Origin of the sequence: Micromonospora antibiotica, from assembly GCF_017599305.1 — a bacterium.
GTDB lineage: Bacteria > Actinomycetota > Actinomycetes > Mycobacteriales > Micromonosporaceae > Micromonospora > Micromonospora antibiotica.
The window spans coordinates 56,583-83,446 of sequence record NZ_JAGFWR010000002.1 but is presented as its reverse complement, the minus strand read 5'-3'; the positions used below and the strand labels follow the sequence as shown (position 1 = coordinate 83,446).

The window sequence follows — 26,864 nt, the reverse complement described above, 5'->3', positions numbered from 1 at the left end:
TGGGCTCAGCCGAGCAGGTCGAGGTGGTGGTGGGCGTCGGCGGCGATGTCCTCGTGTCGCAGCCACCGCCGGGCCCACAACCGGGCGGCCACCTCGGCCTGCCCGTCACCCCAGGCGGCGTGTTCGACCAGCAACGCCGCCGCCAGCGCGTACGCCATCCGCAGGGCGAGACCACGCGCGCCGGCCAGCACCGCGACCGCACCCGGGTCGGCGGTGACCTCACCCAGGGTGTCCCGCAGTTCCCCGACGACCGTGGCGAGGGTGTCCGCCACCACCGGGGACAACGGCCGGGCCAGGTCCACCGCCCCGGCGAGCCGCCGCAGCAGCGGCGTACCGGCGTCCTCCCGGGTGACCGCGCGCAGCACGTCCAGGGCCAGCACGTTCGTGGTGCCCTCCCAGATCGGCAGCACCTGGGCGTCGCGCAGCAACCTCGGCACCCCGGTGTCCTCGACGTAACCGGCCCCGCCGAACGCCTCCCCGTACTCGGCGGCACTGGCCACCGCCAGCCGACCGGTGGCCAGCTTCGCCAACGGCGCGACCACCCGCAGCTCGGCGGCGGCCTGCGGATCACCACCGACCTCCACCCGGCCGAGCAACGCGAACGCATGCCCGGCCAGGGCGAACGCGCCCGCCGCGTCGACCGCCAACGTACCGAGGGTGGCCCGGTGCAGGGGGTTGTCCAGCAACGACCCACCCGCGACGTGCCGGCCGCGCGCGTACGCCAGCGCGTAGGCCAGACCCCGCCGCATCCCCGACGCGGCGGCCGAGGCGTTGTGCACCCGGGTCACCACCACCAGGGTCATCGCCCGCACCAGGCCCGGCACCACCGGGTCACCCAACGGCAACGCGTACGCGTCCCGCAACCCGATCTCGGCGGTCGGCAACGCCCGGGTGCCCAACTTGTCCTTGAGCCGGTGCACCACCACCCCCGGTGCGGGGTGGTGCGCGGCGGCGGTGCTCCCCGCCAGCGGCGAGTCGGCGGCGTACCGGGGCACCAGGAACGGGGCGAGGACCCGGCTGCCCCGCCCGGCGCCCTCCGGCCGGGCCAACGCCACCGCCATCGTCGCGTCGGCCGCCGAGCAGAACCACTTCTCCCCGGTCAGCCGCCACGACCCGTCGGCGGCCGGCCGCCCCAGCGTGCTGGTGCCGGACAGGTCGGAACCGCCCTGCGACTCGGTCATCCACTGCCCGCTGACGATCGCCGTGTCCGGGTCGGTGGCGATCAACCGGGGCAGCCAGGCGTCACGGACCTGCACGTCGACGTCGGGGCTGCTCAGCAGCGCCGCCGCCCCGTCGGCCATCGCCACCGGGCAGGAGAACGTGGCCGACTCCGGCCCGTACAGGTGCAGCAGGGCGTGCTGGACGACGCGGGCGGCGGCCCCCCACCTGCCGCGCGCCGACTCCAGGTAGGGCAACGCGACCACGGCGTGTCGGGCGGCGGCGGCCCGCTGCGCCTGCCAACCGGTGCTGGTGTCGATCCGGTCGACGCGGGCACCCCACGGGTCGTAACGCACCAGCGTCGGCGGGTGGGCCTCGGCGTCGGCGTGCGCGGCCCGCAACGGCCCGACCACGTCGGCGGCCAGCGCGGTCAGCTGGTCCTGCGCGGCGGCGTGCCCGGCCGGCCCGAGCTGCCGGGTCAACCACGACCGCAGCAACCCGTCCCCGGCGTACGGGTCGTCGATGTCCGTCACCGGCTGCACGTAACGGCTCATCCGTCGCTCCTTTACCAGGGGTGTGCGCCGACGGTAGACGATCGGCGCGGCGGCGCGACAGGGGCGAAGCGGCTGCGCGGCACCGCCCCACCCGCATACCGTCGCAGGTGATGGGTGTGGAACAGGCGTGGACCCGACCGGCGCGGCGGCACCGCCCGGTGCGCACCGGGCTGTTCCTGGGCGGCCTCGCCACCGGCCTGTGCCTGGTCGGGGTGGCCGGGCTGGGCGTGTGGAACGCGCAGGTCGTGGTGGGCGCGACCGGCCCGGTCCGGGAGACCGCCGACGGGTTCTTCCGGGAGTTGTCCGCGGGGCAGGTGGACCAGGCCTACCGGCGGTTGTGCGCGCAGACCCGGGGCCGGTGGAGCGAGGTCGGTTTCGCCGGGTGGGTCCGCACCCCGCCGGTGGTCACCGGCTACGAGATCCTCGACGTGTCGGTACGCACCAAGGGGGGTAGGCCCGCCGGTGAGGTGGCGGTGCGGGTCACCCGCGACGGTGGGGCCGCCGAGCAGCGTCGGTTGCCGGTGGTGAAGGAGGACGGCAGGTGGCGGGTCTGCGGGGACCCGTACTGAACCCGTCCCCGCTCAGGCCCGGGGGCCGAGGTCGCCGGAGCGGTAGTGCCGTCGGCACAGCACCTGGTAGCGCACGTCGGCGGTGTCGACGGTGTCCCCGATGACGACCTGCGCCCCCTCACGGACCACCCGCCCGGCGACGACCCGGGCGTTGAGCAGGCCCTCCCGGCCGCACCAGCACAGCACCTCCACCTGGATGCGGGCCACCTCGTCGGCGAGTTCGAACAACCGCCGGGCGGCCGGGAACAGGCAGGACCGGAAGTCGGTGGCCAGACCGAAGGCGTACACGTCGACGTCGTAGCCGTCGACCAGCTCGGCCATCTGCTCGACGTGCGCCACGTCGTAGAACGACGCCTCGTCGCAGATCAGGTAGTCGATGCGGACCCCCTCGGCCCAGGTGTCGCGGACCAGGGCCCGCAGGTCCAACTCGTCGGTCACCTCCACCGCCGTGTGGGCCAACCCGATGCGGGTGGTCACCTGCGGGCCCAACGACCTGTCGATGCGGGTGGTGACCAGCCCCCGCCGCCCCTGCCGGGCGTGGTTGTAGTTCATCTGCAACGCCATCGTCGACTTGCCGCAGTCCATCGGACCCCAGAAGAACTTCAACGCGGCGGCGTGCAACGGGCGGCCGTCGACGCCCCGCGCGGCGGCGCAGCCGGCCCCGCCGTCATCCGGGCCGGGAAGCGGGCGGGCCAGGCAGGTGGGGGTGGCAGCGGCGTCGTCGGTCACGTCGGGGCAGCCTAGCCCATCGGCACGGGTGGATCGGGCCGATGGTCACAGCACCCGGGGCGGGGTGTTGCCGGCGGCGATGATGGCCCGGCGCATCGGCACCGCCGCCAACAACGCGAACCCGACCACGAAGAAGATCAGCAACGACACCAGACCCACCCGGTAGGAGGAGGTGAGCTGGAAGACCAACCCGAACGCCAGCGGGCCGAGCCAACTGGTGCCCTTGTCGCTGATCTCGTAGAACCCGTAGTACTCGCCTTCCTTGCCAGCGGGGATGAGCTGGCTGAACAGCGACCGGCTCAACGCCTGGCTGCCGCCGAGGACCAGACCGATCGCCCCACCGAGGATCATGAACGGCAGCGGCGCCTCGGCGGGCAACCGGAACGCCCCGATGATCACCCCGGTCCACAGCACCAGCGACAGCAGCACCGTCTTCCACGCGCCGATGCGCCGGGCCAACGCCCCCAACGCCAACGCCCCACCGAAGGCGAGGAACTGCACCAGCAGGATCGTCACGATCAGGGTGCTCTGCCCCAGCCGCAGCTCCTCGGTGCCGTACTGGCTGGCCAGGGTGATCACCGTCTGGATGCCGTCGTTGTAGACCAGGAACGCCAGCAGGAAGAACAACGTCAACGGGTACGCCTTGACCTCCCGCAGGGTCCGCCCCAGCTGCCGGAACCCGTCGGTGACCACGTTGCGGCCCGCACCGCGTACCGCCTCGACGGTGGGATGGTCGCGCAGCCACCGCAACGGCACCAGGGTGAACACCGCCCACCACACCCCGGCCGACACGATCGACCAGCGCGCCAGGTCCAGGGTGCGCTGCGGGTTGTCGTCCTCGCTGAGCAGCGTGACCGCCACCAGGTTCAACGCCAGCAGCACACCACCACCGAGGTAACCGATCGCCCAGCCGCGACTGGACACGGCGTCACGTTCGTCGGGGCCGGCGAGCTGCGGCAGGAACGAGTTGTACACCACCACCGCCGCCCCGAAGGCGATGTTGGCGACCAGGAACAACACCCCACCGAGCAGGTACCGCTCGCCGGTGACCAACGCCATCGCGACGGTCGCCCCCGCCCCGGTGAACGCCGCCCCGGCCAGCAGCCGCTTCTTGTGCAGGGTCCGGTCGGCGATCGCCCCCACCACGGGCAGCACGAACACGGTCAGGAACACCGACAACGAGATCAGGTACGGGTAGTACGAGCCGGCGGCGATCCGGATGCCCAACGGGTACACGTACCCGTCGCAGCTGTCCGCACCGAGTTCACAGCCGGCCGCCAACTCGGTGACGGTGGTGAGGAACGGGCCGAGGAAGACCGTGATGACGGTCGTCTGGAAGGCCGAGTTGGCCCAGTCGTACAGGTACCAGCCACGCCGTTCCCGGCGCAGGCCCGCCGGGGCGTCGACGGCGGTGGGGGTGGTGACCGGGTCGGCCATCATGGTCCTCGGGGCTCAGGCGGCCCAGTGGCCGCGGCTGCGGTAGACGTCGCGCAGCACGCCGACGTGATCGGTCATGATGCCATCCACACCACGATCCAGTAAGTCGTGCATCTGGGCAGGTTCGTCGATCGTCCAGACGTGCACCTGCAACCCCGACCGGTGGCAGTAGGCCAGGAACCGGCGGTCGACCACCGGCACCCCGGCGTAGCGGGGCGGCACCTGCACCGCCACCACCGACTCCGGCAACCGCACCGGCCAGCCGTGCCGCGACGCCCACCACAGCCGGGCCACCCCCCGCATGCCCAGCCCGGTGGCGACCCGCCCGGCGGTGGCCGCCCGCAGCCGGGCCAGCCGGGCGTCACTGAACGACGCCAGCAGCACCCGGTCGGCCGCGCCGGCCCGGGTCACCGCCGCCACCGCCGGGGCGACCCCACCGTCGGCCTTGACGTCGATGTTGAACCGGACCTGCGGCCACCCGGCCAGCACCTCGTCGAGCCGGGGTACGACCGTCGCACCGCCGACCCGCACCGACGCCAGGTCGGCCCAGCGCAGGTCGGCGATGCGTCCCCGCTGCCCGGTGACCCGGTGCAGGGTGGCGTCGTGGAAGACCACGCACACCCCGTCGGCGGTGGCGTGCACGTCGGTCTCCACGTACCGGTAGCCCAGGTCGACGGCCCGGGTGAACGCGGCGACGGTGTTCTCGTCTCCGTCGGCGGCACCCCCACGGTGGGCGAAGGCCAGCGGGGCGGGGGCGTCCAGGAAACCGGGACGGATCAGCACGCAACGCAGTATGCCCGCCCGCGGTGACCGCCGGGTGGCCGACCGGCAACGTGCTTCGTGGGCGGCGGGTCAGGCCGAGGTGGGGCGGCGGTGGACCCGGCTGGTGTCGACGGGGCGGCCCGGGTCGACGTGCCGGGGCCGGTCGGGTTCGTCGGCGCGCAGCGGGGCCAGGGCGTCGGTGATGGCGTCGATGATCCGGTCGGTGCCCCGGCGGGCCGCACCGGGTGCGGTGGGGGAGAGGTCCCGCAGGTCAAGCGGCGCACCGAAGCGGACCCGGATGACCGGGCGGCGCACCAGCGCCCGGGCCAGCGCCCGCAGCATCCCCCGGGGCGCCCGGTAGGGCAGCACCTCGTGCGACCCCCACTGGGCGACGGGCACCACCGGGGCGACGCAGGCCATGGCGAGCCGGGCGGTGCCCGTCTTGCCGCGTTCGGGCCACATGCCGGGGTCCAGGCCGATGCGTCCCTCCGGGTACACCAGCACCACCGACCCGGCGGTGACCGCGGCGGCGGCGTCGTCGAGCGCCCGGCGTACGCCGGTGGTGCCCCGGTCGACGCGCAGGTGCCCGGCGTGGCGCATCAGCGCGCCGAGGCCCGGGGTGCGGAACAGCCCACCGGTGGCCATGAAGCGGGGTGCCATGCCCCGGGCCCGGCAGGCGGCGCCCAGCACGATGGGGTCGAAGGGGCTGATGTGGTTGGCGGCCAGGATCAGTGGTCCCCGGCGCAGGTGCGCGGGGACGTCCCCGCTGACCTCCAGCCGGGCGAACAGGGCGACGACCAGCCGGGCGAACAGTTGGGCGGCACGCCAGAACAGGGGTGGCTGCCAGCCGGGGGGCGGGGTGTCCATCAGTCGCCGATGGTCGCACGGGTGTGGGGGAGGGCCGGATCCGGGTCGTGCGGCCTGTGGTGATCAGGGTCATTGGTCCCGGCCCGGATCGGGACCCCCGGCCCTGCCACCCGAGCTACGACGCGCAGTAGTATTTACTACGTCTCGTAGTATTAACGGCAGGGGGATCTCGGTGGACGCGTTGGACGTCGCCCGCTGGCAGTTCGGTGTCACCACCGTCTACCACTTTCTCTTCGTACCACTGACCATCGGACTGTCCGTCCTGGTCGCCATCCTCCAGACCCGCTGGCACCGCACCGGCGACGAGAAATACCTCAAACTCACCAAGTTCTACGGCAAACTCTTCCTGATCAACTTCGCCATGGGCGTCGTCACCGGCATCGTGCAGGAATTCCAGTTCGGCATGAACTGGTCCGACTACTCCCGCTTCGTCGGCGACATCTTCGGCGCACCCCTGGCCATCGAAGCCCTCGTCGCCTTCTTCCTCGAATCCACCTTCATCGGCCTGTGGATCTTCGGCTGGGACCGGCTCCCCAAACGCCTGCACCTGGCCAGCATCTGGGCCGCCGCCATCGGCACCAACCTGTCCGCCTACTTCATCCTCGCCGCCAACTCGTTCATGCAGAACCCCGTCGGCTACCGCTTCAACCCCGACACCGGACGCGCCGAACTCACCGACTTCGTCGCCGTCCTCACCAACAAGGTCGCCCTGATCACCTTCCCGCACACCCTCGCCGGCGCCTTCCTCGTCGCCGGCTCCCTCGTCACCACCGTCGGCCTCTGGCACCTCATGCGCCACCGCACCAGCCCCGACACCGACGCCTACCGGTACGCCACCCGCTTCGGCGCCTGGGTCGTCCTGATCTCCTCCACCCTGGTCCTGCTCACCGGCGACATCCAAGGCAAGATCATGACCCAGGTGCAGCCGATGAAGATGGCCGCCGCCGAGGGCCTCTACACCACCGAGAGCCCCGCCTCGTTCTCCGTACTCACCATCGGCAGCCTCGACGGCAGCCGCGAGGTCTTCGCCCTCAAGATCCCCTACCTGCTGTCCTACCTCGGCACCGGCGACCCCAACGGCACCGTCCACGGCATCAACGACCTCCAGGCCCAGTACGCCAGCCAGTACGGCCCCGGCAGCTACACCCCGATCATCCCGGTCACCTACTGGAGCTTCCGCTTCATGATCGGCTTCGGACTCGCCGCCGCCGCCATCGCCCTGCTCATCCTCTGGACCCAACGCAAAGGCCGCACCCCCACCAACCGCTGGCTACTGCGCGCCGGCCTGATCATGCCCGCCCTACCGCTGCTCGCGAACTCCTTCGGCTGGATCTTCACCGAGATGGGCCGCCAACCCTGGATCGTCTTCGGCGAAATGCTCACCCGCGACGGCGTCTCCCGCAGCGTCTCCCTCACCGAAGTCCTCACCTCCTTCACGGCCTTCACCCTCATCTACGCCGTCCTCGCCGTCATCGAATTCAAACTCCTCATCCGCTACGCCCGCGCCGGCGTACCCGACGTCACCCCCACCCCAGACGACACCGACGACGCCGAGCGCCCGCTCGCCTTCGCCTACTGACCCGGAGCCCCACCGTGGAACTCACCACCATCTGGTTTCTCCTCGTCGCCGTGCTCTTCACCGGCTACTTCATCCTCGAAGGCTTCGACTTCGGCGTCGGCATGCTCCTGCCCGTCCTCGGCCGCGACGACCGGCAACGCCGCGTCCTCATCAACACCATCGGCCCCGTCTGGGACGGCAACGAGGTCTGGCTCATCACCGCCGGCGGCGCCATGTTCGCCGCCTTCCCCGAGTGGTACGCCACCCTCTTCTCCGGCTTCTACCTGCCCCTGCTACTCATCCTGCTCGCCCTCATCGCCCGCGGCGTCGCCTTCGAATACCGCCACAAACGCCCCGAAGCCTCCTGGAAACGCCGCTGGGACCACGCCATCTTCTGGGGCTCCGCCATCCCCGCCCTACTCTGGGGCGTCGCCTTCGCCAACATCTTCCGCGGCGTACCCCTCGACGCCGACCACGAATACGTCGGCGGCCTGATCGACCTGCTGCACCCCTACGCCCTGCTCGGCGGCCTCACCACCCTCGGCCTGTTCCTCACCCACGGCGCCGTCTTCCTCGCCCTCAAGACCACCGGCGACATCCGCCACCGCGCCGGCACCCTCGCCGTCCGACTCGGCCTCGGCACCGCCGTCGTCGCCGTCGCCTTCCTCACCTGGACCCTCACCATCCGCTCCAACCCGGCCGCCGTCGTCCTCGCCGCCGGCGCCGCCCTCGCCCTGATCGGCGCACTCGCCGCCGCCCGGGTACGCCGCGAAGGCTGGGCCTTCACCGGCACCGCCCTGGCCATCGCCCTCGCCGTGGCCACCCTCTTCACCGCCCTGTTCCCCAACGTCATGCCCTCGACCCTGGACCCCGCCGGCACCCTCACCGCCACCAACGCCGCCTCCACCCCCTACACCCTGAAAATCATGACCTGGGTGGCGGTGATCTTCACCCCGATCGTCCTCGCCTACCAAGGTTGGACCTACTGGGTGTTCCGCAAGCGAATCGGGGTACAGAACATCCCGCAACACTGAAAGACGCGCGAGGGGCGCGGGGACGCGGGGCCGGGGCGAGGGGGTCGCACCGGCCCCGCAACGCGCCCCGGCACAAACCGATCGCCACCCCACCCACCCACAGCTATCGTCGCCCGCATGCACCACACCCCCCACGTCCGGGAACTCACCGACGACGACGCCACCGCCGCCTGGCACCTCGGCCGCACCGCCTTCGGCTCCGACCCGCAACCCCCACCACCACCCACCACCACCCCCGGCACCACCCGCTACGGCGCGTTCGACCACACCGGCCGCCTCATCGGCAAAGCCGTCGACCTGCACCACGACCAGTGGTGGGACGGCCACACCGTCGCCGCCGCCGACATCGCCAGCGTCGCCGTCACCCCCGAAGCCCGCGGCCGGGGCGTCGCCCGCGCCCTACTCACCACCCTGCTGCGCGGCGCACACGACCGGGGCGCCGCCATCAGCGCACTCTTCCCCACCGTCGCCGCCCCCTACCGGGCCTGCGGCTGGGAAACCGCCGGCACCCTCCGCACCGTCGACCTACCCACCGCCCTACTCACCCGCCACCAGCCCAGCCCACACCTCACCGTCCGCCCCGGCACCCCCGCCGACCTCACCGCCGTCGACGAACTACACACCCACACCACCCGACACCGCCGCGGCCTACTCGCCCGCACCGGCCCCCTGCACGAACACCACCGCGCCCGCCACACCACCGGCAACACCCTGCCCTACGACGGCCTCACCCTCGTCGAACACCACGGCCACCTCATCGGCTACGCCGGCTGGAACCGCCGCGACGGCTACGGCGACCAGGGCACCCTCACCATCGAAGACCTCACCGCCACCACCGCCGACGCCGCCCGCGAACTCGTCGGCATCCTCGCCAGCTGGCACAGCGTCGCCCCCACCCTGCGTCTCACCCTGCTCCCCGGCGACCCCCTCACCCCCCACCTGCCCGTGGAGAAAGCCCGCGAACACGCCCAGGACACCTGGATGCACCGCCCCGTCGACGTCACCCGCGCCATCCGCGACCGGGGCTGGCCGGCACACCTGCACGGCACCACCACCTTCACCCTCGACGACCCCCTCGCCGACTGGAACACCGGCACCTGGCACCTGGAGATCACCAACGGCAACGCCGACCTACGCCGCACCACCGCACCCGCCGACCTGCACCTCACCGTGCGCGGCTTCGCCCTGCTCTACACCGGCACCGCCACCGCCCGCACCATCGCCCAGGCCGGCCTGCTGCACCACCCCGCCGGCACCGACCCCGCCCCCCTCGACCTGCTCGCCGCCGGCGGCCCCGCCCAACTCGGCGACTACTTCTGACCCCCACAGGTTCCGGCACCCACCACGCGACCGACCACAACGCCCCCACCGCACCACACCGGCCCCTACACCACCCCGGCACACGCACCCACCCGCGCCGCGGTGACGCCCCGACCGCCGCAACAGCCGCCGGGCCGCCCACCACGAACCAACCTCAACGGGCCTCGCGCAACTCCGCCAACCGCGCCTCGATCTCCGCCAACTCCGCCCGCAACTTCTCCGCCTGCTGCTCCGCCTCCGACCGCTCCGCCGACAGGATCTGCTCCACCGCCTCCTGCACCCCCGGCACATCCACCAGCGCCACCATCCGCAACGCCTCCGCAGGCTTGACCACGTACGGCTTCGCCAACGCCTTCGCCCCCTGCTGCGCCGCCACCGTCCACTCACCGTCGGCGTACGCCAACGTCACCGTCAACCCCGCCGGACCCTTCGGCTTCGCCACCTTCGCCGGCCGACGCGCCGCCGGCTTCTCCACCACCGGCTCCGGCTTCGACTCCACCCTCGACTCCTCCCGCCGCTGCACCGGCACCCGGGGGGTGTCCAGCACGAACTCCGGCTCCGCCTTCGCCGTCGACTCCACCTGCTCCACCACCGGCTCCGCCTTCGCCTCCACCACCCGACGACCCGCCCCCCGCGGCGCCACCGCCACATCGGCGGGGGAGAAGGGCAACTCGTCGCGCCCGAACCGCACCACCACGAACTCGTCGGACACCGCTGGATCGGTCAGCTCCACCACCTGACCCACCTGACCGGCGATCTGCCCCGCCGACGCGGTGAACACCACCTTCGGCTTGCGCCCCGCCGTCAACGCCTCCCGGATGCCGCGTACCTCGTCATCGGACAAACCCTGGCCCACCATCACAACCCTCTTTCGTACACGTGTGTCATTCCTGCCTTGATACCAGTCGACGGCGACATCCGGAAGATCAACCCCCCAGCACCCGCAACGCCTCGTCGGCGTGCTCGTCCATCCCCAACTCGCTGTGCACCACCGCCAGCACCCGCCGGTCCACCCCGATCACGAACGTCATCCTCCGGGTGCTCAACGGCCCCAACGGCAACCGCCGCCGCACCCCGAAGGCCTGCGCCACCACACCCTCGACATCCGACAACAACGGATAGTCGAACCCGTGCAACCGGGAGAACTCAGCCTGCTTCGCCACCGGATCCCGACTGATCCCCACCCGCTGCGCACCCACCGCCGCGAACTCCGCCGCCAGATCCCGGAAATGGCAACTCTCCGCCGTGCACCCCCGGGTCATCGCCGCCGGATAGAAGAACAACACCACCGGCCCCGACGCCAACAACTCCGACAACCGCCGCGGCGTACCCGTCTGATCCGGCAGCTCGAAATCCTCCACCAGATCGCCGACACTCACACCCACCACACACCTCCACCGGTCCGTCCGAAACGCGGTGAGCGTAAGCGATCGACCCACCAACCCACCCACCACCGCACCGCAACCCGTGCACCCCGCCCACCCGCGGTACCGTCGGCCCACCGCACGCCAGGCCCACAAGGGGGAGTACCGCATTGACTCCGGTCACCATCATCACCGGCGGCAGCCGCGGCATCGGCGCCGCCACCGCCCGCCGACTCGCCACCGAAGGCCACCACCTCGTCATCGGCTACCGCCGCGACCACGCCGCCGCGGCCACCGTCACCGCCGACATCCACCGCCTCGGCCGCCGCGCCGTCGCCGTCCCCGCCGACACCACCGACCCGACCCACATCGACCGCCTCTTCACCGCCGCCGCCGACCTCGGCACCCTCACCGCCCTGGTCAACAACGCCGGCGTCACCAGCCCCATCGGCCCCTTCACCGACCTGCGCCCCGACGACCTGCGCCGGGTCGTCGACGTCAACCTCATCGGCTACGTCCTCTGCGCCCAACAGGCCGCCCGCCGACTCACCTCCGGCGGAGCCATCGTCAACATCTCCTCCGCCGCCGCCACCCTCGGCAGCCCGGGGGAGTACGTCCACTACGCCGCCGTCAAAGCCGCCACCGACACCCTCACCATCGGCCTGGCCAAGGAACTCGCCCCCCGCGGCATCCGGGTCAACGCCGTCGCCCCCGGCATCATCCGCACCGACATCCACGCCGACTCCGGCGTACCCGACCGACCCGACACCGCCGCCGGGCGCATCCCACTGGGCCGCGCCGGCGAGCCCGACGAGGTCGCCGGCGCCGTCTCCTGGCTGCTCGGCCCCGACGCCACCTACACCACGGGCACCGTGCTGCGCGTCGCCGGCGGCCTGTAGCCGGCCCGGGGGCACGGAAAGGGACTTGCGCATCCGACACAGGCACCTAATGCTACATCCGTAGCATTTAAGGAGAGCTGATGTCACCACGTGAGACAGCGCCGCACCGCGAGGTGGTCCTGCCACCGGGCTGGGCCCCGTACGCCGTGACCGGGGACACCACCGGGAACCTGTGGATGACACTGGTGACCCCGCCGGGACTCGCACGATTCGATCCCGCGGACACCGCCACCGGCGGTGGGACCACCTCCGCAGTGCGCCACGAACGCCTCCCACACAGCCACGGCCATCCGATGCAGCTGACCGTCACCCCCGACGGCGCGCTCTGGTGCACCAGCACCGACGACCGGCTCACCCGCCGAGACCTCCACGGCGACCACACGGTGATCGACCTGGCACCCGGCTCAGCGCCCTACGGCATCGCCGCCGCACCTGACGGGGAGGTCTGGTTCACCGCACCCGGGCTCAACCAGATCGGCAGGATCGTCACCGCATCGGGGGACATCACCATGCTCGACCTGCCGATTCCCGACGCGCGGGCGGCGATGCTCACCGTCGACGACGCAGGACGACCGTGGGTCGCGCTCAACGCTGCCGGCGCCCTCGCCTACGTGCACGACGGCGCGGTACGGACCGTCGAACTACCCGGTGGCCGGGCACCGGCCGCACCGGTCGGCATCGCCGCCTGCGCCACGGGGATCTGGTACGCGGACATCGCCGGCGGCTGCGTCGGTCGGGTCGACCTGTCCGGCTCGACAGAGAAGATCAGCTTCGCCGACCCCGCCTGTCGGCCCCACGCCGTCGCGGCCGACACCGACGGCGGATGCTGGGTCACCCTCTGGGGCACCGCCCAGCTGGCCCGGATCACCGCGGACGGAGACGTGACCCTCCACCAGTTACCCGGGCGGGAACCGCATGGCCTGTGGGTCGAGGACCGCCTGGTGTGGGTGGCGATGGAGAGCGGATCCCTGGTCGCGGTCGAGAAGGGAGCCAGCGCGACCCGGTGACCCGACGTCGCGCCCGGCCTATCGATCTCCGTTCCTCTCCGGAACCGCGCACCCGTCGCACATTGTCGGGCCGACCGACGCCGCGCTGCGGGGCCATCGGGCTGAACGCCGAACGGTCGTCGACCTGCCTGGTCGGCCCCTCGTCAAGGATTCGATAATGCACATTATGTAAAGTTGACCGGATCGGGGCACTCCTCCGGTGGTCCGCGCCTGCGGCGGGACCGTGGGTGGCGACGTGGCTGCCGGTGCGGTCGCCGTCATGGGTCGACCACCGTCCGGCCTGGCGGGCCCGAAACCCGGACCCCGGCTGCCGAGCCGCTCCTGGCCGCCGTCTGAGTAGCGGCATCACGAACCCGGTGAGCAGCCTGTGGCCGCATCATGCGGCGCACGGACCGTCGTCGGCGGAGCCTCGCACGGACCGGCGCGGAGAGCCCGGACCAATGCTCCGGCAGCGTGTGGCCGGGATCCGCCCGACGGCATGCATCCCGCGCGCCACTCCCCTTCCCGGTGGCCACGAACCCGAGAAAGCTGCATAATATCCCTTATGCATGACATTCGGGACGAATCGGTTGAACGACTCATCGAGGAGTTCCTGACCGCGCGGGCCACCCGTAAGCCCTCCCCGCACACCCAGGATGCCTACCGGCGGGACCTGCGCAGCGTCGCGGCGTTGGCCGGCGCGGAGCACTCCCCTGCCCTGCCCCTGGACGCCCTGATGATCTCCGCCCTCTCCCCCCGGGTGATGCGGGCGGCGTTCGCCCGGTTCGCCGCGCCCCGGGCGGCGGCGTCGGTGCACCGGGCCTGGTCGAGCTGGAACGGGTTCTTCTCGTTCCTGGTGGCCGAGCAGGTGGTGGCGGGCAACCCGATGCCGGCGGTGGGGCGTCCCCGTACCCCGCTCCCCCAGCCCAAGCCGTTGCGCGGTGAGGACACCCCGGAGTTGCTGCTGGCGTCGGTGTCGCGGGAGGACGGGCGGCAGCGTGATCCGTGGCCGGAGCGGGACGTCGCGGTGCTGGCGTTGGCGTTGTGCGCGGGGCTGCGCCTGGCGGAGCTGCTGGCGTTGCGGGTGTCGTCGGTGTCGGGGCGGGCCGGTGAGCGGCGGGTGGCGGTGGCCGGTAAGGGTGGCCGGCCGAGGGTGGTGCCGGTGGAGCCGGAGTTGGACGAGGTGGTGTCGGCCTACCTGGACAGTCGGCGTCGGCGGTTCGGGGCGCGCAGCGTACGCCCGGACGGGGTGTTGTTGGTGGACCGGCGGGGTGATCCGCTGCGTCGGGGCGGGTTGCAGTACCTGGTGGATTCCTGTTACCGGCGGGCGGGGATCACCGACCGGGTGCCGGCGGGGGCCCGGTTGCACGCGTTGCGGCACACGTTCGCCACCCGGTTGGCCGAGGACGGGGCGGGGGCGGCGGAGATCATGCGGTTGTTGGGGCACGCGTCGTTGGCGTCGTCGCAGACGTACATCGAGGTGACGGCGGGTCAGCAACGGGCGGCGGTGCGGTCGAACCGGACGAACCGGGTGTTGGTGGGGTTGGTGTCGGGTCAGCTCGGGCGGTAGGAGCAGCGGGTGCCGGTGCTGATCGTGGTGCGTAGGTGGTCGCCGAGTACGGGGTCGCTGGTGGTGATGCGGTCCAGGGCGCGGCGGATGGCCTTGCCGACGGCGATGCGGGCCCGTTCGGTGTTGCCGGTGAAGGTGCGGTCGCGACCGTGGAGTCCGGTGCGGGCGGCGAGTTCGTCGATGAGCCACTGGCGTTCGGTGCGGGCCTGTTCGGCGCGGTGCGGGTCGTGGTCGTTGTCGGCTTCGTCGACGGCGGTGTCGAGGTCGCGTAGTCGTCGCCGGTAGGCCCGTTTGGCGGTGTCGTCGAGGACGGGTTGGCGGTCGGTGGTGGGTGTTGCGTCGCCGGCGAGTTGGATGGCGGGGATGTCGTGTCCGGGGTTGGCGATGAGGGTGGCGAGGTATCGGGCGCCGACGCAGTCGTCGATGGTGGCGGTGCGGTGGCCAAGGGTGAGTTGCCAGTGTCGGCCGTGGCGGTGGCATCGGATGTGGGGGCGGTGGGGGGTGCGTGGGCGTGGTGGTGGGGTGGGGAGGGTCATGCCGAGTTCGGTGGCGTCGGTGTGGGCGAGTTGGCGTTGTCGTTCGGCTTCTCGGCGGTCGTGTTGGCCGGAGCGTTGGTCGAGGGCCTGGGCCAGTCGGGCGCGGGAGAGGGTGGCGGCGGGAAGGTGGCCGAGTCTGAGGTTGTCGTGTACTGCGGCGTGGAGGTGGGTGATGGCGCGGTCGGTTTCCCCGGCGGTGAGGGCGGCGGTGCCGAGGGTGTGTTGGGTGCTGCCGAAGCAGGTGATGGCGAGGCTGGCGAGCATGGGTCGGTCGGCGTAGGGGGTGAGGAGGTCGTATGCCTCGGTAGCGAGGTGACCGTCGTCGAGGAGGTGGGCTGCTTCGACGATGCCGTGGAGGGTGACGAGCCAGCTGCTGGAGCGGGGCAGGGTGGTGAGGTCGTTGCCGTGGAGGCGGGCGAGGGCGGCGGTGGCTTCGCGGCGGTGTCCGGCGAGGGCGGAGGCGACGGCGAGTGCTGCCTGGTAGGAGTGGTCGACGGTGCTGAGGGTGGGTGAGACGGCCAGTGTGCGCAGCATCGGGAGGTGGTCGGCGAGGTGGCCTCGGTACCAGGCGATGGTGGTGAGGTGGGCGCCGTGCCAGCCGGTGGTGTCGGCGTCGCCGGCGGTGGTGCCGCGTTGGGCGCAGGTGGCGGCGCGGGTGCGGGCTTCGGTGAGTTTGCCGGCGCGGATGGTGAGCATGACGTCGATGGCGTGGGCGACGTAGGACACGGCGAGGTGGTTGTGGTGGGTGAGGTGGGTGAGGAGTTCGGCGAGGCTGCGTTCGGCTTGGGGGTCGGTGTCGAGGAACTGGTCGACGGTGCGCCAGAGGAGGGCGACCGTGAGGTCGCTAGGGCGGCCGGTGGCGAGGGCGGCGGTGAGGGCGTCCTGGCTGAGTTCGTGGCGTAGTCGGGTGTGGTCGGGGCCGAGGAGGCAGTGGTGGGCGAGGCTTGCGGTTTCGGTGAGGGCGACGGGGTCGCCGGTGGCGCGGGCCTGGGCGACGAGGGTGAGGGTGTCGTTGTGGGTGGCGGTGCGGTAGTCCTGTTCGGCGGCGAGTCGGGCGCGTAGTCGGATGCCGAGGGGGGTGTGGGGGTCAGTGGTGGCGATGGCGTGGTGGAGGCGGTGGAGCAGGAGGGTGGCCTCGCTGGTGGTGCGGTGTTCGTGGACCCAGAGGCCGCCCATGCCGGTGACGGCGAGGGTGCGGGTGTGGTGGTCGCCGGTGGCTTCTGCGGCGCGGTAGGCGGCGTCGAAGTGGATGCGGCTGGTGGTGAGGTCGCCGTCGGTCCACAGGGCGTCGGTGGCGCGGCGTAGCAGTTCGGTGGGGTGGGTGGATGTGGTGGGTGTCCGCACGGGTCACACCTCTCAATGAACCGAGTCAATGGGGTGATTGAGGTGAGTCTCGCATCGGTTTGGTTGGTGGCGTCAACTGTGTTCGCGGCCGGGAATCCGACATTGGGGGGTTTTGCGTGGCTGGGTGTCTGTTGATTGCACCGAGGTTGTGGTCGGATTGCTCGGAGGCGTTGCGGGGGTGCGGTGCGGGCAGGGTTCGGTGGAGGTGAGGGGTGACGGTGCGGGACGATTTCCGGCTGGTGGCCGATGCGGTGGCGGCTGATATCCGGTCCGGGCGGATGCGGCCGGGGCAGCGGCTGCTGCCCCAGCGGGAGTTCGCCCGGCGTCACGGGATGGCGGTGTCGACGGCGGCCCGGGTCTATCAGGAGCTCGCGCGGCGGGGTCTGGTGGCCGGGGCGGTGGGTCGGGGCACGTTCGTGGTGGATTTCTCGGTGCGGTCGGGGGACGCGGACCTGGTCGATCTGGAGGCCAACTTTCCGGTGTTGCCGGGGCAGTCGTCGATGGTGGCGCGGGCGTTGGGGCGGGTGTTGGCACCGGCGGGCCTGGAGGCGGCGATGCATCCGGTGCCGGTGACCGGGTCGCGGGAGGCGCGGCGGGTCGGTGCGTCCTTCCTGTCCCGGCCGGGGTGGGTGGTGGACCCTGAGCGGTTGTTGTTCACCGGTAGTGGGCGGCAGGCGATCGCGGCGGCCATGGTGGCGTTGGTGGCGCCGGGGCAGCGGCTCGGGGTGGAGGAGTTGACGTATCCGGTGGTGAAGACGATCGCGGCGCGGCACGGTGTGACGTTGGTGTCGATCGGTATGGATGGGGAGGGGTTGAGTGCGTCGGCGTTGGAGCAGGCGCACCGTCGGGCGCCGCTCGCGGCGGTCTACCTTCAGCCCACGTTGCACAACCCGTTGGGGGTGACGATGTCGGCGGCGCGGCGGGTCGAGTTGGGTGGGCGGCTCGCGCGGTTGGGTCTGGTCGCGATCGAGGATCGGATCAATTCGTTTCTGTACGACGAGGAGTTGCCGTTGGCCGCGCATGCTCCGGAGCAGACGATCCTGGTGGACAGTTTGTCCAAGCGGGTGGGTGCGGGGCTCAATCTGGGGTTGCTGGTGTGTCCGGCGGGGTTGGCCGGGCGGGTCGCGGCGGCGGTGCGTTCCGGTACGTGGGGGGTGCCGGGTGTGGCGTTGGCGTGTGCGACGGCGGTGTTGGCCGATGGTACGGCGCAGCGGATCGTGCGGCTCAAGCAGCAGGACGCGCGGTTGCGGCAGGCGGTGGTGGCGGAGGTGCTGGCCGGGTTCGACGTGCGTGCTGATCCTCGGTCGTACCACGTGTGGTGGCGGTTGCCGGGTGGGTGGTCGACGGGGGCGTTCGTGTCGGCTGCGGCCCGGCAGCGGGTGGTGATCAGTCCGGCGGCCGACTATGCGGTGGTGGGGGTGCCGGTGCCGGATGCGGTGCGGTTGTCGACGTCGTCGCCGGATGTGGAGACGTTGCGGGGCAGTGTGGCGTTGTTGGCGGCGATTGCGCGGGGGGCGCCGGAGGAGGTGGGTGCGGGGTATTGAGGGGGCCGGAACGGGGTGGCACGGGGTGGAACGCCGTTAGGGGTGTCCGTGCTGGTGTCCTGATTCGGAGGAGACATGTCCCGTGTTCACAGAGTGCTCTGCCTGCTGGTGGCGGTGGTCGTCGCCGGGTTGACCGGTGCGGTGCCGGCGTCGGCCGGGTCGGGTGTGTCAGCGGTCCCGGTGTCGGCGGGGTCGGGTGTGTTGGCGACGCCGCCGAGTGCGGTCGTCGACTGGGAGGGCCTGCCGACGTGGAGTGGTGGGTACGGCCCGATGCGTAACCAGAGCAATGGTCTCAAGGCGCTGCGGTACGCGGAGCGCGACTACGGCATCAATCTGAACTGGACCGACTGGCCGAATTCGCGGTGGGAGGTGTACGGGGAGGGTCTGCCGACGAACGCGCCGATCACGAACACCACGAAGGTGGCGTTGCGGGTTCCGGGCGGGGGTTACCTGCGGTGGGGTGCGCAGAGTTGGGGCATCGACCTGGTCTGGTCGGCCACTGCGGTCTACGAGTGGAACGTGATCACCACGGCGGGTGGTCAGGCGTTGTTCAATCGCAGCCGTAACGACTATGTGGTGTATGGCAGCCGGCCGTGGGGGGTCAACCTGATCTGGTCGGGTGATGCGATGGTCACGCCGCCGGATTCGGGGGCGACGGGGGTGCGGACGTTGTTGACGTACAACTGTCACAACGACCGGCGGCCGTTGCGGATCTGGATCAACGACATGGACGCCGGGGGTGTCTGGACGGATCTGGGTCTGCTGGGTTCGCAGTGGAGTGGCAGCAGTTGTCCGGTGGGTTCGCCGTTCAACTACTCGCCGACGGTGGCCAATCACCGGATCCAGGTGGTGGCGGTGGACTACAGCGCCCCGGGGTGTGCGAACGATCCGGTCATCGGGTCGTGTCGCCGGTCGATGGTCGGCATCATCAGCAATCCGGCTGGTGGGGTCGCGCAGATCACGGTCTCGTAGCAGGTCGGTCAGTCGGGCCCGGTCGTCGTGTGGCGGCCGGGCCCGGCGTGTGTGGGGTGGCGGGGCCCGGTGGGCGGTGGGGTGTGGCATGGTGGGGGTGGATGCGACTGGCGGCACGGGGATGGGTCAACCATCGGGGAGCTCGTCGCGGAGGTCGACCGCCTGGGCCTTCGTGGTCGAGGTGCGTCATGTCTGTTTCCTCTTGCCCCTCCCCCACGTCTGGTACGGCCCGGTTGTTGCCGGGTGGGCCGGTGGCGGAGCGGATTCTCGCCGAGGTCGCCGAGGGGGTGGCGGCGTTGCGGGCGGTCGGGGTGGTGCCGTCGTTGGCGACGGTGCTGGTCGGTGACGACGACGCGAGTGTCGGGTACATCCGGATCAAGTCCCGGCAGGCGGCGGAGTTGGGTTTCGCGTCGCCGCATGTGCGGTTGCCGGGGTCGGCGACGCAGGCGGATCTGCATCGGGTGTTGCGGGATCTCAACGACGATGCCGGGGTGCATGCGGTGTTGGTGCAGCATCCGGTTCCGGGGCAGCTGGATTATGACCGGGCGTTGGAGGTGTTGGATCCGGATTCCGACGTGGACGGGATGCATCCGGTGAACATGGGCCGGTTGGCGTTGGGGTTGCCGGGGCCGTTGCCGTGTACGCCGGCGGGGATCGAGGCGTTGTTGGCGTTCCACGGGGTGCCGGTGGCGGGGCGGGAGGTGGTGGTGCTGGGTCGGGGTGCGACGTTGGGTCGTCCGTTGGCGATGTTGTTGGCGCAGAAGCGGCCGACGGCGAATGCGGCGGTGACGGTGGTGCACACGGGGGTGGCGGACTGGCCGCGGTACACGCGGCGGGCGGAGATCCTGGTGGCGGCGGTGGGGGTGCCGGGGATCGTGCGGCCGGAGCATGTGCGTCCGGGTGCGGTGGTGGTGGGTGGTGGGGTGCGGTATGCGGGTCGCCGGTTGTTGCCGGATGTGGACGAGGCGTGTGCGCGGGTGGCGGGGGCGATCACGCCTCGGGTGGGTGGGGTGGGTCCGACGACGGTGGCGATGCTGTTCCGTAACGCGTTGCGGGCGGCGCAGCGGGCTGCGGGTCGGGGGTGACCGGTGGTGGGTCAGCCGAGGTCGACGACGAGGGGGCGGTGGTCGGAGATGGTGGAGCGTGGGTTGTCGGTGGCGGTGACGGGGGGTAGGAGGTGCCGGTCGTGGGGGTCGGCGAGGATGTGGTCGAGTTGCACGCGGGGTGCGGTGGCGGGGTAGGTGGGGCGGCGGGCCAGGGGTTGCCAGCCGGTGAGGAGGCGGGCGGGGCCGGCGGGGAGGTTGAGGTCGCCGAGGAGGATGCGGGGGGCGGGTAGTGCGCGTAGGGCGCGGACGGCGCGGCGGAGTTGGTGGGCGTTCCAGCCGGGGACGAAGGACAGGTGGGTGGCGGCGACGGTGAGGGGGCCGTGGGGGGTGTCGAGGACGGCGGCGAGGACGACGCGGGGTTCGTCGCGCAGGAGGATGAGGCCGCCGCCGGGGCCGGGGACGTAGATGGGTGAGCGGACGGGTGCGGGGTTGAGGCGGGTGACGTGCCAGTTGCGGACCGGGTGGCGGCTGATCAGGCCGATGCCGTAGCAGGGTTCGCCGTGGCCGTCGTCGTCGTGGCGTAGGGGGCGGAAGTGTTCGCCGGGGGTGCCGACGACGGCGGCGGCGAAGCGGTGTTCGGGGGCGTCGAGGGCCTGGGCGGCGAGGGTGGTGAGGTCGTGGTGGCCGCTGCGGGACTGGTCGCGGTCGACTTCCTGGAGGGCGAGGATGTCGGCGTCGAGGGCGTGGACGGCGGCGGTGAGCCGGGCGGGGTCGACGAGCCCGTCGGTCAGGGAGCGGCCGTGTAGCAGGTTGAAGGTCGCCAGGCGCACCTGTGCACCCTACGTCCGTGGCACAGTTACCGAATGATCAAGTTGTTGTGTTGTTCGATGTTGGTGTTCGTGGTGTTGGGTGTGGTGGGGGTGTGGCTGCGGCGGCGACGTGGGCGGTGAGGTGGGCCACTTGAGCGGGCGGGTGGCCGGGTGGGGTGGGGAGAATGGCCGGCCGTGGATCCTGTGTCGTTGACGACTCTGCTGGCTGCGGCTGCCCTGGCGGGGTGGGTGGATGCGGTGGTCGGTGGGGGTGGGTTGTTGTTGTTGCCGGCGTTGTTGGTGGCGGCGCCGGGGGTGCCGGTGGCGACGGCGTTGGGGACGAACAAGTTGGCGGCGATCGCGGGTACGTCGACGGCGGCGGTGACGTTCGCGCGGCGTACGCGGGTCGATTGGGCGGTGGCGGGTCCGGCGGCGGTGTTGGCGGTGGGGTGTGCGGGGGTGGGGGCGGCGTTGGCGGGGGTGGTGCCGGCGGGGGCGTACCGGCCGGTGGTGTTGGTGGTGTTGGTGGGGGTGGCGTTGTTCGTGGTGTTGCGGCCGCGGTTGGGGACGGTGGCGGTGCCGGCGCGGCGGACCCGGGTGCGGGTGGTGGCGGCGGTGGGGGTGGCGGGGGTGGGTATCGCGTTGTACGACGGGTTGATCGGGCCGGGGACGGGGACGTTCCTGGTGGTGGCGTTCACGGTGTTGGTGGGGGCGGATTTTCTGGGTGGTTCGGCGATGGCGAAGGTGGTCAACGCGGGGACGAATCTGGGGGCGTTGGTGGTGTTCGCGGTGACGGGGCACGTGTGGTGGTGGTTGGGGTTGGCGATGGCGGTGTGCAACGTGGCGGGGGCGGCGGTGGGGGCGCGGATGGCGTTGCGGCGGGGTGCGGGGTTCGTGCGGGTGGTGTTGCTGGTGGTGGTGGTGGCGTTGGTGGCGCGGTTGGGTTACGACCAGTGGCTGGCCGGCTGAGCGGGTGGGTGCTCGGCGGGCCAGCCACTGGTGGGTCTGGGGTGGTTCAGGCGTGTCGGACGACGGTGTCGTAGTCGAGGCGGGGCAGGCGGGGGTGCCAGGCGTCGGGGCCGGGGTGTCCGATGTTGACCAGGAGCAGGGACTTCCAGCCGGTGTCGGTGAAGAATTCGTTGTCGACGCCGGTGGCGTCGAATCCGCCCATGGGTCCGGCGGCGAGGCCGGCGGCGCGGATGGCGAGCAGGAAGTAGCCGACCTGGAGTCCGGCGTTGAAGCGGGCCATGCCGTCGCGGACGGTGGGGTCGGCGGCGAAGTGTTCGCGCATGCCGGGGCGGATGGGGAAGACGGTGTCGAGGTGTTCGTGGAAGTTGGTGTCGGCGGCGAGGACGGCGACGACGGGGGCGGTGGCGGTTTTGGTGCGGTTGCCTTCGGCGACGTGGGTGAGGAGGCGGTCGCGGCCTTCGCCGGGGCGGACGAACAGCACCCGCAGGGGTTGGACGTTCATGGCGGTGGGTGGGTACTTGGCGAGGTCGAAGATCGCGTGGAGTTGTTCGTCGCTGACGGGGGTGTCGGTGAAGGTGTTGGCGGTGCGGGCTTCGGTGAACAGTTGGGCCTGGGCCTGCGGGTCGAGGGTGATCAGGTGGTTGGGCAGTACGTCGGTCATGGTGTCCTCCGGTCGGATCGGCGTTTGCTGCGACCACAGTAGCAGCTAGTTTTTTCGAAGTGGCTAGGGTGAGTTACGGACCACGTATGCTGGGCTTATGACGACGTGCTCCCCGATCGACGACGGGCCCCGCGCCTGTCCCGGGGGGCTGTCCCGGGCGTTCGCGTTCCTGGGCAAACGGTGGAACGGCATGATCCTGGGCACCCTCGCCCAGGGGCCGGCGGGCTTCGCCGAGCTGGCCCGGGCACTGCCGGGGATCAGCGAGTCGGTGCTGTCGGACCGCCTCGGTGAGCTGGCCCGGGTCGACCTGGTCAGCCGCACCGTGCGGGAGGGCCCCCCGCTGGGGGTCAGCTACCAGCTGACCGGTCGGGGCGCGGCCCTGCTGCCGGCGCTGGACGAGCTGGCCCGCTGGGCCGACGAGAACCTTCCCGCAGGTCGTTGCTGAGCGGTGCCGGTCCGCGCCGAACACGACCGTGCCGTGCTGGCCGGGCTGCTGCGGCACGATCCGGTGCTGCACGCCTACCAGCTGGGTGACCTGGACGACTTCTTCTGGCCCTACACGTCGTGGTTCCGTCGGGGTGAGCAGGTGGCGTTGCTCTACCACGGGGCGGCACAGCCGGTGCTGCTGCTGTTCGCCGCCGAACCGGACCGGCCGGCGGCGGCGGCGCTGCTCGACGAACTGGCCCCGGTGCTGCCCGCCCGGCTGTACGCGCACCTGTCCCCCGGGCTGGAACAGGTCCTCGCGGGCCGGTACGTGATCACCCCGGCGGGGGCGCACCTGCGGATGGCGTTGACCGACCCGGCCCGGCTGGCCGGGGTCGCCGCCTCGGGAGAGGTGCTGACCGGGGCGGACCTGCCGGCGCTGCGGGCCCTGTACGCCGACGCGTACCCCGGTAACTGGTTCGACCCGCGGATGCTCGACACCGGCCACTACCTGGGGGTACGTGCGGGTGGTGAGCTGGTCGCGGTGGCCGGGGTGCACGTGTGGTCGCCGACCTACCGGGTGGCCGCGGTGGGCAACGTGACCACCCGCCCGCAGGCGCGGGGTCGGGGGTTGGCCCAGGCGGTCGTCGCCGCGCTGTGCGCCCGGCTACGCGACAGCGTCGATCATGTGACGTTGAACGTGCGGGCCGACAACACCACGGCGGTACGCCTCTACGGGCGGCTCGGTTTCACCACGGTGGCACGGTTCGGCGAGTACACGTTGACCAGCGGGGCGGGTTGAGCCGGCCGGTCAGCGGTGGCGGCGGGGTGAGTCGAACCGGCCGGCGCGGATCTCCCGCAGCGCCTTGCGGCGGATGTCACCGCGCAGGGTGTCGACGTAGAGCCGACCGGCGAGGTGGTCGGTCTCGTGTTGCAGGGCGCGGGCGAGGAACCCGCTGCCGGAGATGGTCAGCGGGTCGCCGTGCCGGTCCACGCCGTGCACGGTGGCGTGCAGGGCCCGGCGGGTCGGGAAGTACAGCCCGGGGATGGACAGGCACCCCTCGTCGTCGTCCTGGATCTCGTCGGACAACTCGATGGTGGGGTTGATCAGGTGGCCGCGGTGGCCGTCGGCGTCGTAGACGAACACCTGGGCGTCGACGCCGATCTGCGGGGCGGCGACACCGGCCCGGCCCGGTTCGCCGGTGAGGGTGTCCATCAGGTCGTCGACGAGCTGCTGCAGGGCGGTGTCGAAGCGGGTCACCGGGGTGCAGGCGGTGCGCAGGACGGGGTCACCGATGATCCTGATCGGGCGTACGGTCATGCCCGGAAGGCTATCGGGGGGTCACCGGCGGCGGTGGACCGGCGCACCGGTCGGCCACCAGGGCGGCGATGCCGTCGAGAATGCGGGCCAGTCCGAAGTCGAAGGCACGGGTCGGGTCGGTGGCGGCGTGGTACTCCTGCCCGGCGGCGGCGCCGACCCGGGCGGCGGTGGGGAAACGGGCCGGGTCCATCACCTTTTCCAGGTAGGGGGCGTGGGCGTGCCACCACTGTTCGTCGGTGAGGCCGGTGCGGGCGGTGGCCTGGGCGGCTTCCACCGCGCCGCGTACCGCACCGTGGACGTAGGAGTCGACGAGGGTGATCACGGCGTCCATCTCCAGGTCGGTCAGGCCGATGCCCTCGACGGCGCGTAGTTCGTAGTCGTAGCGGGCGGTGACCTGCGGGCCCAGGGGTGGGCGGGTGGTGGCGACCTGCAACAGCCAGGGGTGGCGCAGGTACAGCGCCCAGTTGTCGCGGGCGACGCGTTCCAGGCGGTCCCGCCAGCCGCCCGGGACGTCCGCCGGTCGGGGGATCTCGCCGTGCACGGTGTCGAGCATGAGGTCGAGCAGTTCACCCTTGCCCGGCACGTGGGTGTAGAGGGACATGGTGCCCACGCCGAGACGTTCGGCGACCCGACGCATGGACAGCGCGGCGAGTCCGTCGGTGTCGGCGACGTCGATGGCGGCCCGGACGATCCGGTCGACGCCCAGGTCGCCGCTGCGGCTGGTGCGTTCGCGGGTGCGCCAGAGCAGGGCGAGGCTGCGGGCGGGGTCGCCGGTGCCGCTGTACTCGACGTGCATGCGGCCACCATAGCGGCCGGTGCGGTGGTCAGTCGGCGGCGAGCAGGGCACGCACCGGGGCGGCCTTGGCGGCGGCCTCGGCGACCTCGGCGTCGGGGTCACTGTCCCAGGTGATGCCGCCGCCGGCCCACAGGTGCAACCGGTCGGTGTCGGCGGCGGCGGTGCGGATGGTCAGGCCCAGGTCGAGGTGGTCGGGGCCGATCCAGCCGAACCCGCCCATGCCGGCGCCCCGGCCGACGGGTTCGACGGCGGCGACCAACGCCAGCGCGGCGTGTTTCGGGGCGCCGGTGACCGACCCGCCGGGGCAGGTGGCGCGCAGCAGGTCGGCCAGGCCGATCCCGTCGGCGAGGGCCGCGGACACGGTCGACTCGGCCTGCCACAGGTCGCACCAGCGGCGCACGGTGAACAGGTCGTCGACGGTCACCGAACCGGTGCGGGCGATCCGGGCCAGGTCGTTGCGTTCCAGGTCGACGATCATGATGTGTTCGGCGCGTTCCTTGGCGGAGGCGAGCAGCTCGCGGCGGCCGGCGGCGGTGGCCGGGCGGGTGCCCTTGATCGGGCGGGTGACGACCCGCCCGGCGTGCACGGCGACGAGGGTCTCCGGTGAGGCGCAGCCGATCGTCCAACGGTCGCCGTGCAGGGTGCCGCCGTAGCGGGCGCCGGGCAGGCCGGCGAGGCGGGCCAGCGCGGGCCGCGGGTCACCGGTGTACCCGGCGGCGGCGTGGCCGACGACGTTGACCTGGTAGACGTCGCCGCGGCCGATGGCGGCCCGGACGGTGCGTACCGCGTCGGCGTGCTGCCCGGGGGTCCAGCTGTCCCGCCAGGGGCCGACCCGCAGGTGCCCCGGTGCCGGCCCGGTCGGGGGCGGGCGGCGGGTGTCGTGGTCGTAGACGACGACGGCGACGTCGGGCAGGGCGGGCACGGGGCTCGCGGGACCGGTGGGTGCGCCGACCATCCGGGCGCCGGCGGCGGCGGAGACGAACAGGGCGGCGCCGCAGGGGCCGTCGGTGCGGTGGGTCGCCGGGCGGGTCAGGTCGTCGACGGGCAGGCCGTGCGCGGCGAGGAAACCGGCGATCTGCGCGGCCGGGTCACCACCGTCGGTGATCCGCCACTCGAAGCGGTCACGTTCGACGAGCACGCTGCGGCACCGCGCCGGCACCCCCGGTACGTCGACCGGCACCGTTGGGAGCGTTTCCACGCCGGGTGGCCCATTCCTGCTCATCCGTTCAGCGGATTTCGGGGCAACATGACCGAAGGCTGCTCGATCCGGTGCGCTGTCCCTTGGTACTGTGCGTCACTGGTCATGTGAACCATGACACAGTGCCCCCACAGTCCGGAGAACCCGATGTGTCAGCACCAGATCACCTGCCCTTCCGCCGAAGCGACCGACCGGGACGCCGCCCGGGTCATCGCCTGCTTCCCTGAGCAGGGCTGGAGCCTGCTCTGCAACGGTGTCATCGTCTTCGAGGACACCGGTGAACTCCTTCCCGACGGCAGCACCATCGCCCCGCACCGCGGGCCGGCCCGGCACGCCCTCGTCGCCTGACCGATCACGGTCCGTCGGCGTCACCAGCCGCATCATCGCAGGCTGGCCCCCGACAGGGGCCGCCCTCCCCGGTCGCCGCACCGGGGCGGC

27 protein-coding genes and 1 riboswitch are annotated in these 26,864 nt (G+C 71.9%); of the genes, 14 read left to right on the top strand and 13 right to left on the bottom strand.

The genetic code is table 11. The features are described 5' to 3' along the window. Positions 1 to 5 precede the first annotated feature (5 nt). On the bottom strand, positions 6 to 1,712 hold the full coding sequence (locus JQN83_RS05360; protein WP_208565935.1) for an acyl-CoA dehydrogenase family protein: 1,707 nt from the start codon (positions 1,710 to 1,712) through the stop codon (positions 6 to 8). A gap of 110 nt (positions 1,713 to 1,822) precedes the next feature. On the opposite strand from JQN83_RS05360, the gene JQN83_RS05355 reads away from it, so the two are divergent. Beyond that, positions 1,823 to 2,281: an Rv0361 family membrane protein gene (locus tag JQN83_RS05355; RefSeq protein WP_208565934.1), complete on the top strand. Its 459-nt coding sequence runs from the start codon at positions 1,823 to 1,825 to the stop codon at positions 2,279 to 2,281. Positions 2,282 to 2,293: 12 nt separating this feature from the next. Here the strand turns inward: JQN83_RS05355 and JQN83_RS05350 are convergent, their stop codons facing one another. The 4 genes from JQN83_RS05350 to JQN83_RS05335 form a co-directional block, all read right to left on the bottom strand. Next, on the bottom strand, positions 2,294 to 3,010 hold the full coding sequence (locus JQN83_RS05350; RefSeq protein ID WP_208565933.1) for a thymidine kinase: 717 nt from the start codon (positions 3,008 to 3,010) through the stop codon (positions 2,294 to 2,296). Between the two features lie 45 nt (positions 3,011 to 3,055). Continuing rightward, positions 3,056 to 4,447: an MFS transporter gene (locus JQN83_RS05345; RefSeq protein ID WP_208565932.1), complete on the bottom strand. Its 1,392-nt coding sequence runs from the start codon at positions 4,445 to 4,447 to the stop codon at positions 3,056 to 3,058. A gap of 15 nt (positions 4,448 to 4,462) precedes the next feature. After that, positions 4,463 to 5,230, bottom strand: a complete 768-nt coding sequence (locus JQN83_RS05340; RefSeq protein ID WP_208565931.1) for a glycerophosphodiester phosphodiesterase family protein — start codon at positions 5,228 to 5,230, stop codon at positions 4,463 to 4,465. 69 nt (positions 5,231 to 5,299) lie between these two features. Beyond that, entirely contained in the window at positions 5,300 to 6,076 is a 777-nt protein-coding gene (locus JQN83_RS05335; RefSeq protein ID WP_208565930.1) for a lysophospholipid acyltransferase family protein, read from the bottom strand. A 172-nt stretch (positions 6,077 to 6,248) separates the two neighbouring features. On the opposite strand from JQN83_RS05335, the gene JQN83_RS05330 reads away from it, so the two are divergent. The 3 genes from JQN83_RS05330 (at position 6,249) to JQN83_RS05320 (ending at position 9,988) form a co-directional block, all read left to right on the top strand. Continuing rightward, on the top strand, positions 6,249 to 7,655 hold the full coding sequence (locus JQN83_RS05330) for a cytochrome ubiquinol oxidase subunit I (RefSeq protein WP_208565929.1): 1,407 nt from the start codon (positions 6,249 to 6,251) through the stop codon (positions 7,653 to 7,655). Between the two features lie 14 nt (positions 7,656 to 7,669). Further along, on the top strand, positions 7,670 to 8,668 hold the full coding sequence (gene cydB / locus JQN83_RS05325) for a cytochrome d ubiquinol oxidase subunit II (protein WP_208565928.1): 999 nt from the start codon (positions 7,670 to 7,672) through the stop codon (positions 8,666 to 8,668). Positions 8,669 to 8,785: 117 nt separating this feature from the next. Beyond that, entirely contained in the window at positions 8,786 to 9,988 is a 1,203-nt protein-coding gene (locus tag JQN83_RS05320) for a GNAT family N-acetyltransferase (protein WP_208565927.1), read from the top strand. A 154-nt stretch (positions 9,989 to 10,142) separates the two neighbouring features. Here JQN83_RS05320 and JQN83_RS05315 read toward each other — a convergent pair whose 3' ends face one another. Then, positions 10,143 to 10,847, bottom strand: coding sequence for a hypothetical protein (locus tag JQN83_RS05315; protein ID WP_208565926.1), 705 nt, complete (start codon positions 10,845 to 10,847; stop codon positions 10,143 to 10,145). 67 nt (positions 10,848 to 10,914) lie between these two features. Next, on the bottom strand, positions 10,915 to 11,376 hold the full coding sequence (locus JQN83_RS05310; RefSeq protein ID WP_443674011.1) for a peroxiredoxin: 462 nt from the start codon (positions 11,374 to 11,376) through the stop codon (positions 10,915 to 10,917). 146 nt (positions 11,377 to 11,522) lie between these two features. On the opposite strand from JQN83_RS05310, the gene JQN83_RS05305 reads away from it, so the two are divergent. The 3 genes from JQN83_RS05305 (at position 11,523) to JQN83_RS05295 (ending at position 14,807) form a co-directional block, all read left to right on the top strand. After that, positions 11,523 to 12,251: an SDR family NAD(P)-dependent oxidoreductase gene (locus tag JQN83_RS05305; RefSeq protein ID WP_208565924.1), complete on the top strand. Its 729-nt coding sequence runs from the start codon at positions 11,523 to 11,525 to the stop codon at positions 12,249 to 12,251. Between the two features lie 80 nt (positions 12,252 to 12,331). Beyond that, a complete protein-coding gene (locus JQN83_RS05300; RefSeq protein ID WP_208565923.1) occupies positions 12,332 to 13,258 on the top strand; it encodes a Vgb family protein in 927 nt (308 codons plus the stop codon). A gap of 544 nt (positions 13,259 to 13,802) precedes the next feature. Beyond that, complete coding sequence (locus tag JQN83_RS05295; protein WP_208565922.1) at positions 13,803 to 14,807, top strand: tyrosine-type recombinase/integrase; 1,005 nt, start codon at positions 13,803 to 13,805, stop codon at positions 14,805 to 14,807. Here JQN83_RS05295 and JQN83_RS05290 read toward each other — a convergent pair. Beyond that, entirely contained in the window at positions 14,792 to 16,687 is a 1,896-nt protein-coding gene (locus tag JQN83_RS05290; RefSeq protein WP_208565921.1) for a hypothetical protein, read from the bottom strand. The genes JQN83_RS05295 and JQN83_RS05290 overlap by 16 nt on opposite strands. Positions 16,688 to 16,905: 218 nt before the next feature. On the opposite strand from JQN83_RS05290, the gene JQN83_RS05285 reads away from it, so the two are divergent. The 3 genes from JQN83_RS05285 to JQN83_RS05275 all read left to right on the top strand — a co-directional run bounded on the left by JQN83_RS05285 (position 16,906) and on the right by JQN83_RS05275 (position 20,288). Continuing rightward, positions 16,906 to 18,231, top strand: coding sequence for an aminotransferase-like domain-containing protein (locus JQN83_RS05285; RefSeq protein ID WP_208565920.1), 1,326 nt, complete (start codon positions 16,906 to 16,908; stop codon positions 18,229 to 18,231). A gap of 75 nt (positions 18,232 to 18,306) precedes the next feature. Next, the gene (locus tag JQN83_RS05280; RefSeq protein ID WP_208565919.1) at positions 18,307 to 19,203 is read left to right on the top strand and encodes a hypothetical protein; all 897 of its coding nucleotides are present in this window, start codon (positions 18,307 to 18,309) and stop codon (positions 19,201 to 19,203) included. A gap of 93 nt (positions 19,204 to 19,296) precedes the next feature. Further along, positions 19,297 to 19,378: riboswitch (ZMP/ZTP riboswitch) on the top strand. Positions 19,379 to 19,391: 13 nt separating this feature from the next. Next, on the top strand, positions 19,392 to 20,288 hold the full coding sequence (locus JQN83_RS05275) for a bifunctional 5,10-methylenetetrahydrofolate dehydrogenase/5,10-methenyltetrahydrofolate cyclohydrolase (protein ID WP_208565918.1): 897 nt from the start codon (positions 19,392 to 19,394) through the stop codon (positions 20,286 to 20,288). Between the two features lie 11 nt (positions 20,289 to 20,299). Here JQN83_RS05275 and JQN83_RS05270 read toward each other — a convergent pair whose 3' ends face one another. Then, positions 20,300 to 21,079: an endonuclease/exonuclease/phosphatase family protein gene (locus JQN83_RS05270; RefSeq protein WP_208565917.1), complete on the bottom strand. Its 780-nt coding sequence runs from the start codon at positions 21,077 to 21,079 to the stop codon at positions 20,300 to 20,302. A 189-nt stretch (positions 21,080 to 21,268) separates the two neighbouring features. Between JQN83_RS05270 and JQN83_RS05265 the strand changes: the two genes are divergently transcribed. Next, positions 21,269 to 22,027 carry a sulfite exporter TauE/SafE family protein gene (locus tag JQN83_RS05265; protein WP_244251836.1) on the top strand — a complete coding sequence of 253 codons (759 nt, stop codon included), beginning with the start codon at positions 21,269 to 21,271 and terminating at the stop codon, positions 22,025 to 22,027. Positions 22,028 to 22,073: 46 nt separating this feature from the next. On the opposite strand, the gene JQN83_RS05260 is transcribed toward JQN83_RS05265, so the two are convergent. Next, positions 22,074 to 22,688, bottom strand: coding sequence for a malonic semialdehyde reductase (locus tag JQN83_RS05260; protein ID WP_208565915.1), 615 nt, complete (start codon positions 22,686 to 22,688; stop codon positions 22,074 to 22,076). A gap of 97 nt (positions 22,689 to 22,785) precedes the next feature. Between JQN83_RS05260 and JQN83_RS05255 the strand changes: the two genes are divergently transcribed. Continuing rightward, entirely contained in the window at positions 22,786 to 23,133 is a 348-nt protein-coding gene (locus tag JQN83_RS05255; protein WP_208565914.1) for a winged helix-turn-helix transcriptional regulator, read from the top strand. A gap of 3 nt (positions 23,134 to 23,136) precedes the next feature. Then, entirely contained in the window at positions 23,137 to 23,913 is a 777-nt protein-coding gene (locus tag JQN83_RS05250) for a GNAT family N-acetyltransferase (RefSeq protein ID WP_208565913.1), read from the top strand. 9 nt (positions 23,914 to 23,922) lie between these two features. Here JQN83_RS05250 and def read toward each other — a convergent pair whose 3' ends face one another. Genes def through JQN83_RS05235 form a run of 3 tightly spaced genes read right to left on the bottom strand, consistent with a single transcriptional unit; the run spans position 23,923 to position 26,450 of the window. Then, a complete protein-coding gene (gene def, locus JQN83_RS05245) occupies positions 23,923 to 24,432 on the bottom strand; it encodes a peptide deformylase (RefSeq protein ID WP_208565912.1) in 510 nt (169 codons plus the stop codon). Positions 24,433 to 24,442: 10 nt separating this feature from the next. Continuing rightward, entirely contained in the window at positions 24,443 to 25,228 is a 786-nt protein-coding gene (locus tag JQN83_RS05240) for a TetR/AcrR family transcriptional regulator (protein WP_208565911.1), read from the bottom strand. A 28-nt stretch (positions 25,229 to 25,256) separates the two neighbouring features. Continuing rightward, the gene (locus JQN83_RS05235; RefSeq protein WP_208565910.1) at positions 25,257 to 26,450 is read right to left on the bottom strand and encodes a chorismate-binding protein; all 1,194 of its coding nucleotides are present in this window, start codon (positions 26,448 to 26,450) and stop codon (positions 25,257 to 25,259) included. A gap of 123 nt (positions 26,451 to 26,573) precedes the next feature. Between JQN83_RS05235 and JQN83_RS05230 the strand changes: the two genes are divergently transcribed. Next, positions 26,574 to 26,774 carry a DUF5999 family protein gene (locus tag JQN83_RS05230; RefSeq protein WP_067311530.1) on the top strand — a complete coding sequence of 67 codons (201 nt, stop codon included), beginning with the start codon at positions 26,574 to 26,576 and terminating at the stop codon, positions 26,772 to 26,774. The last annotated feature ends 90 nt before the right edge of the window (positions 26,775 to 26,864 follow it).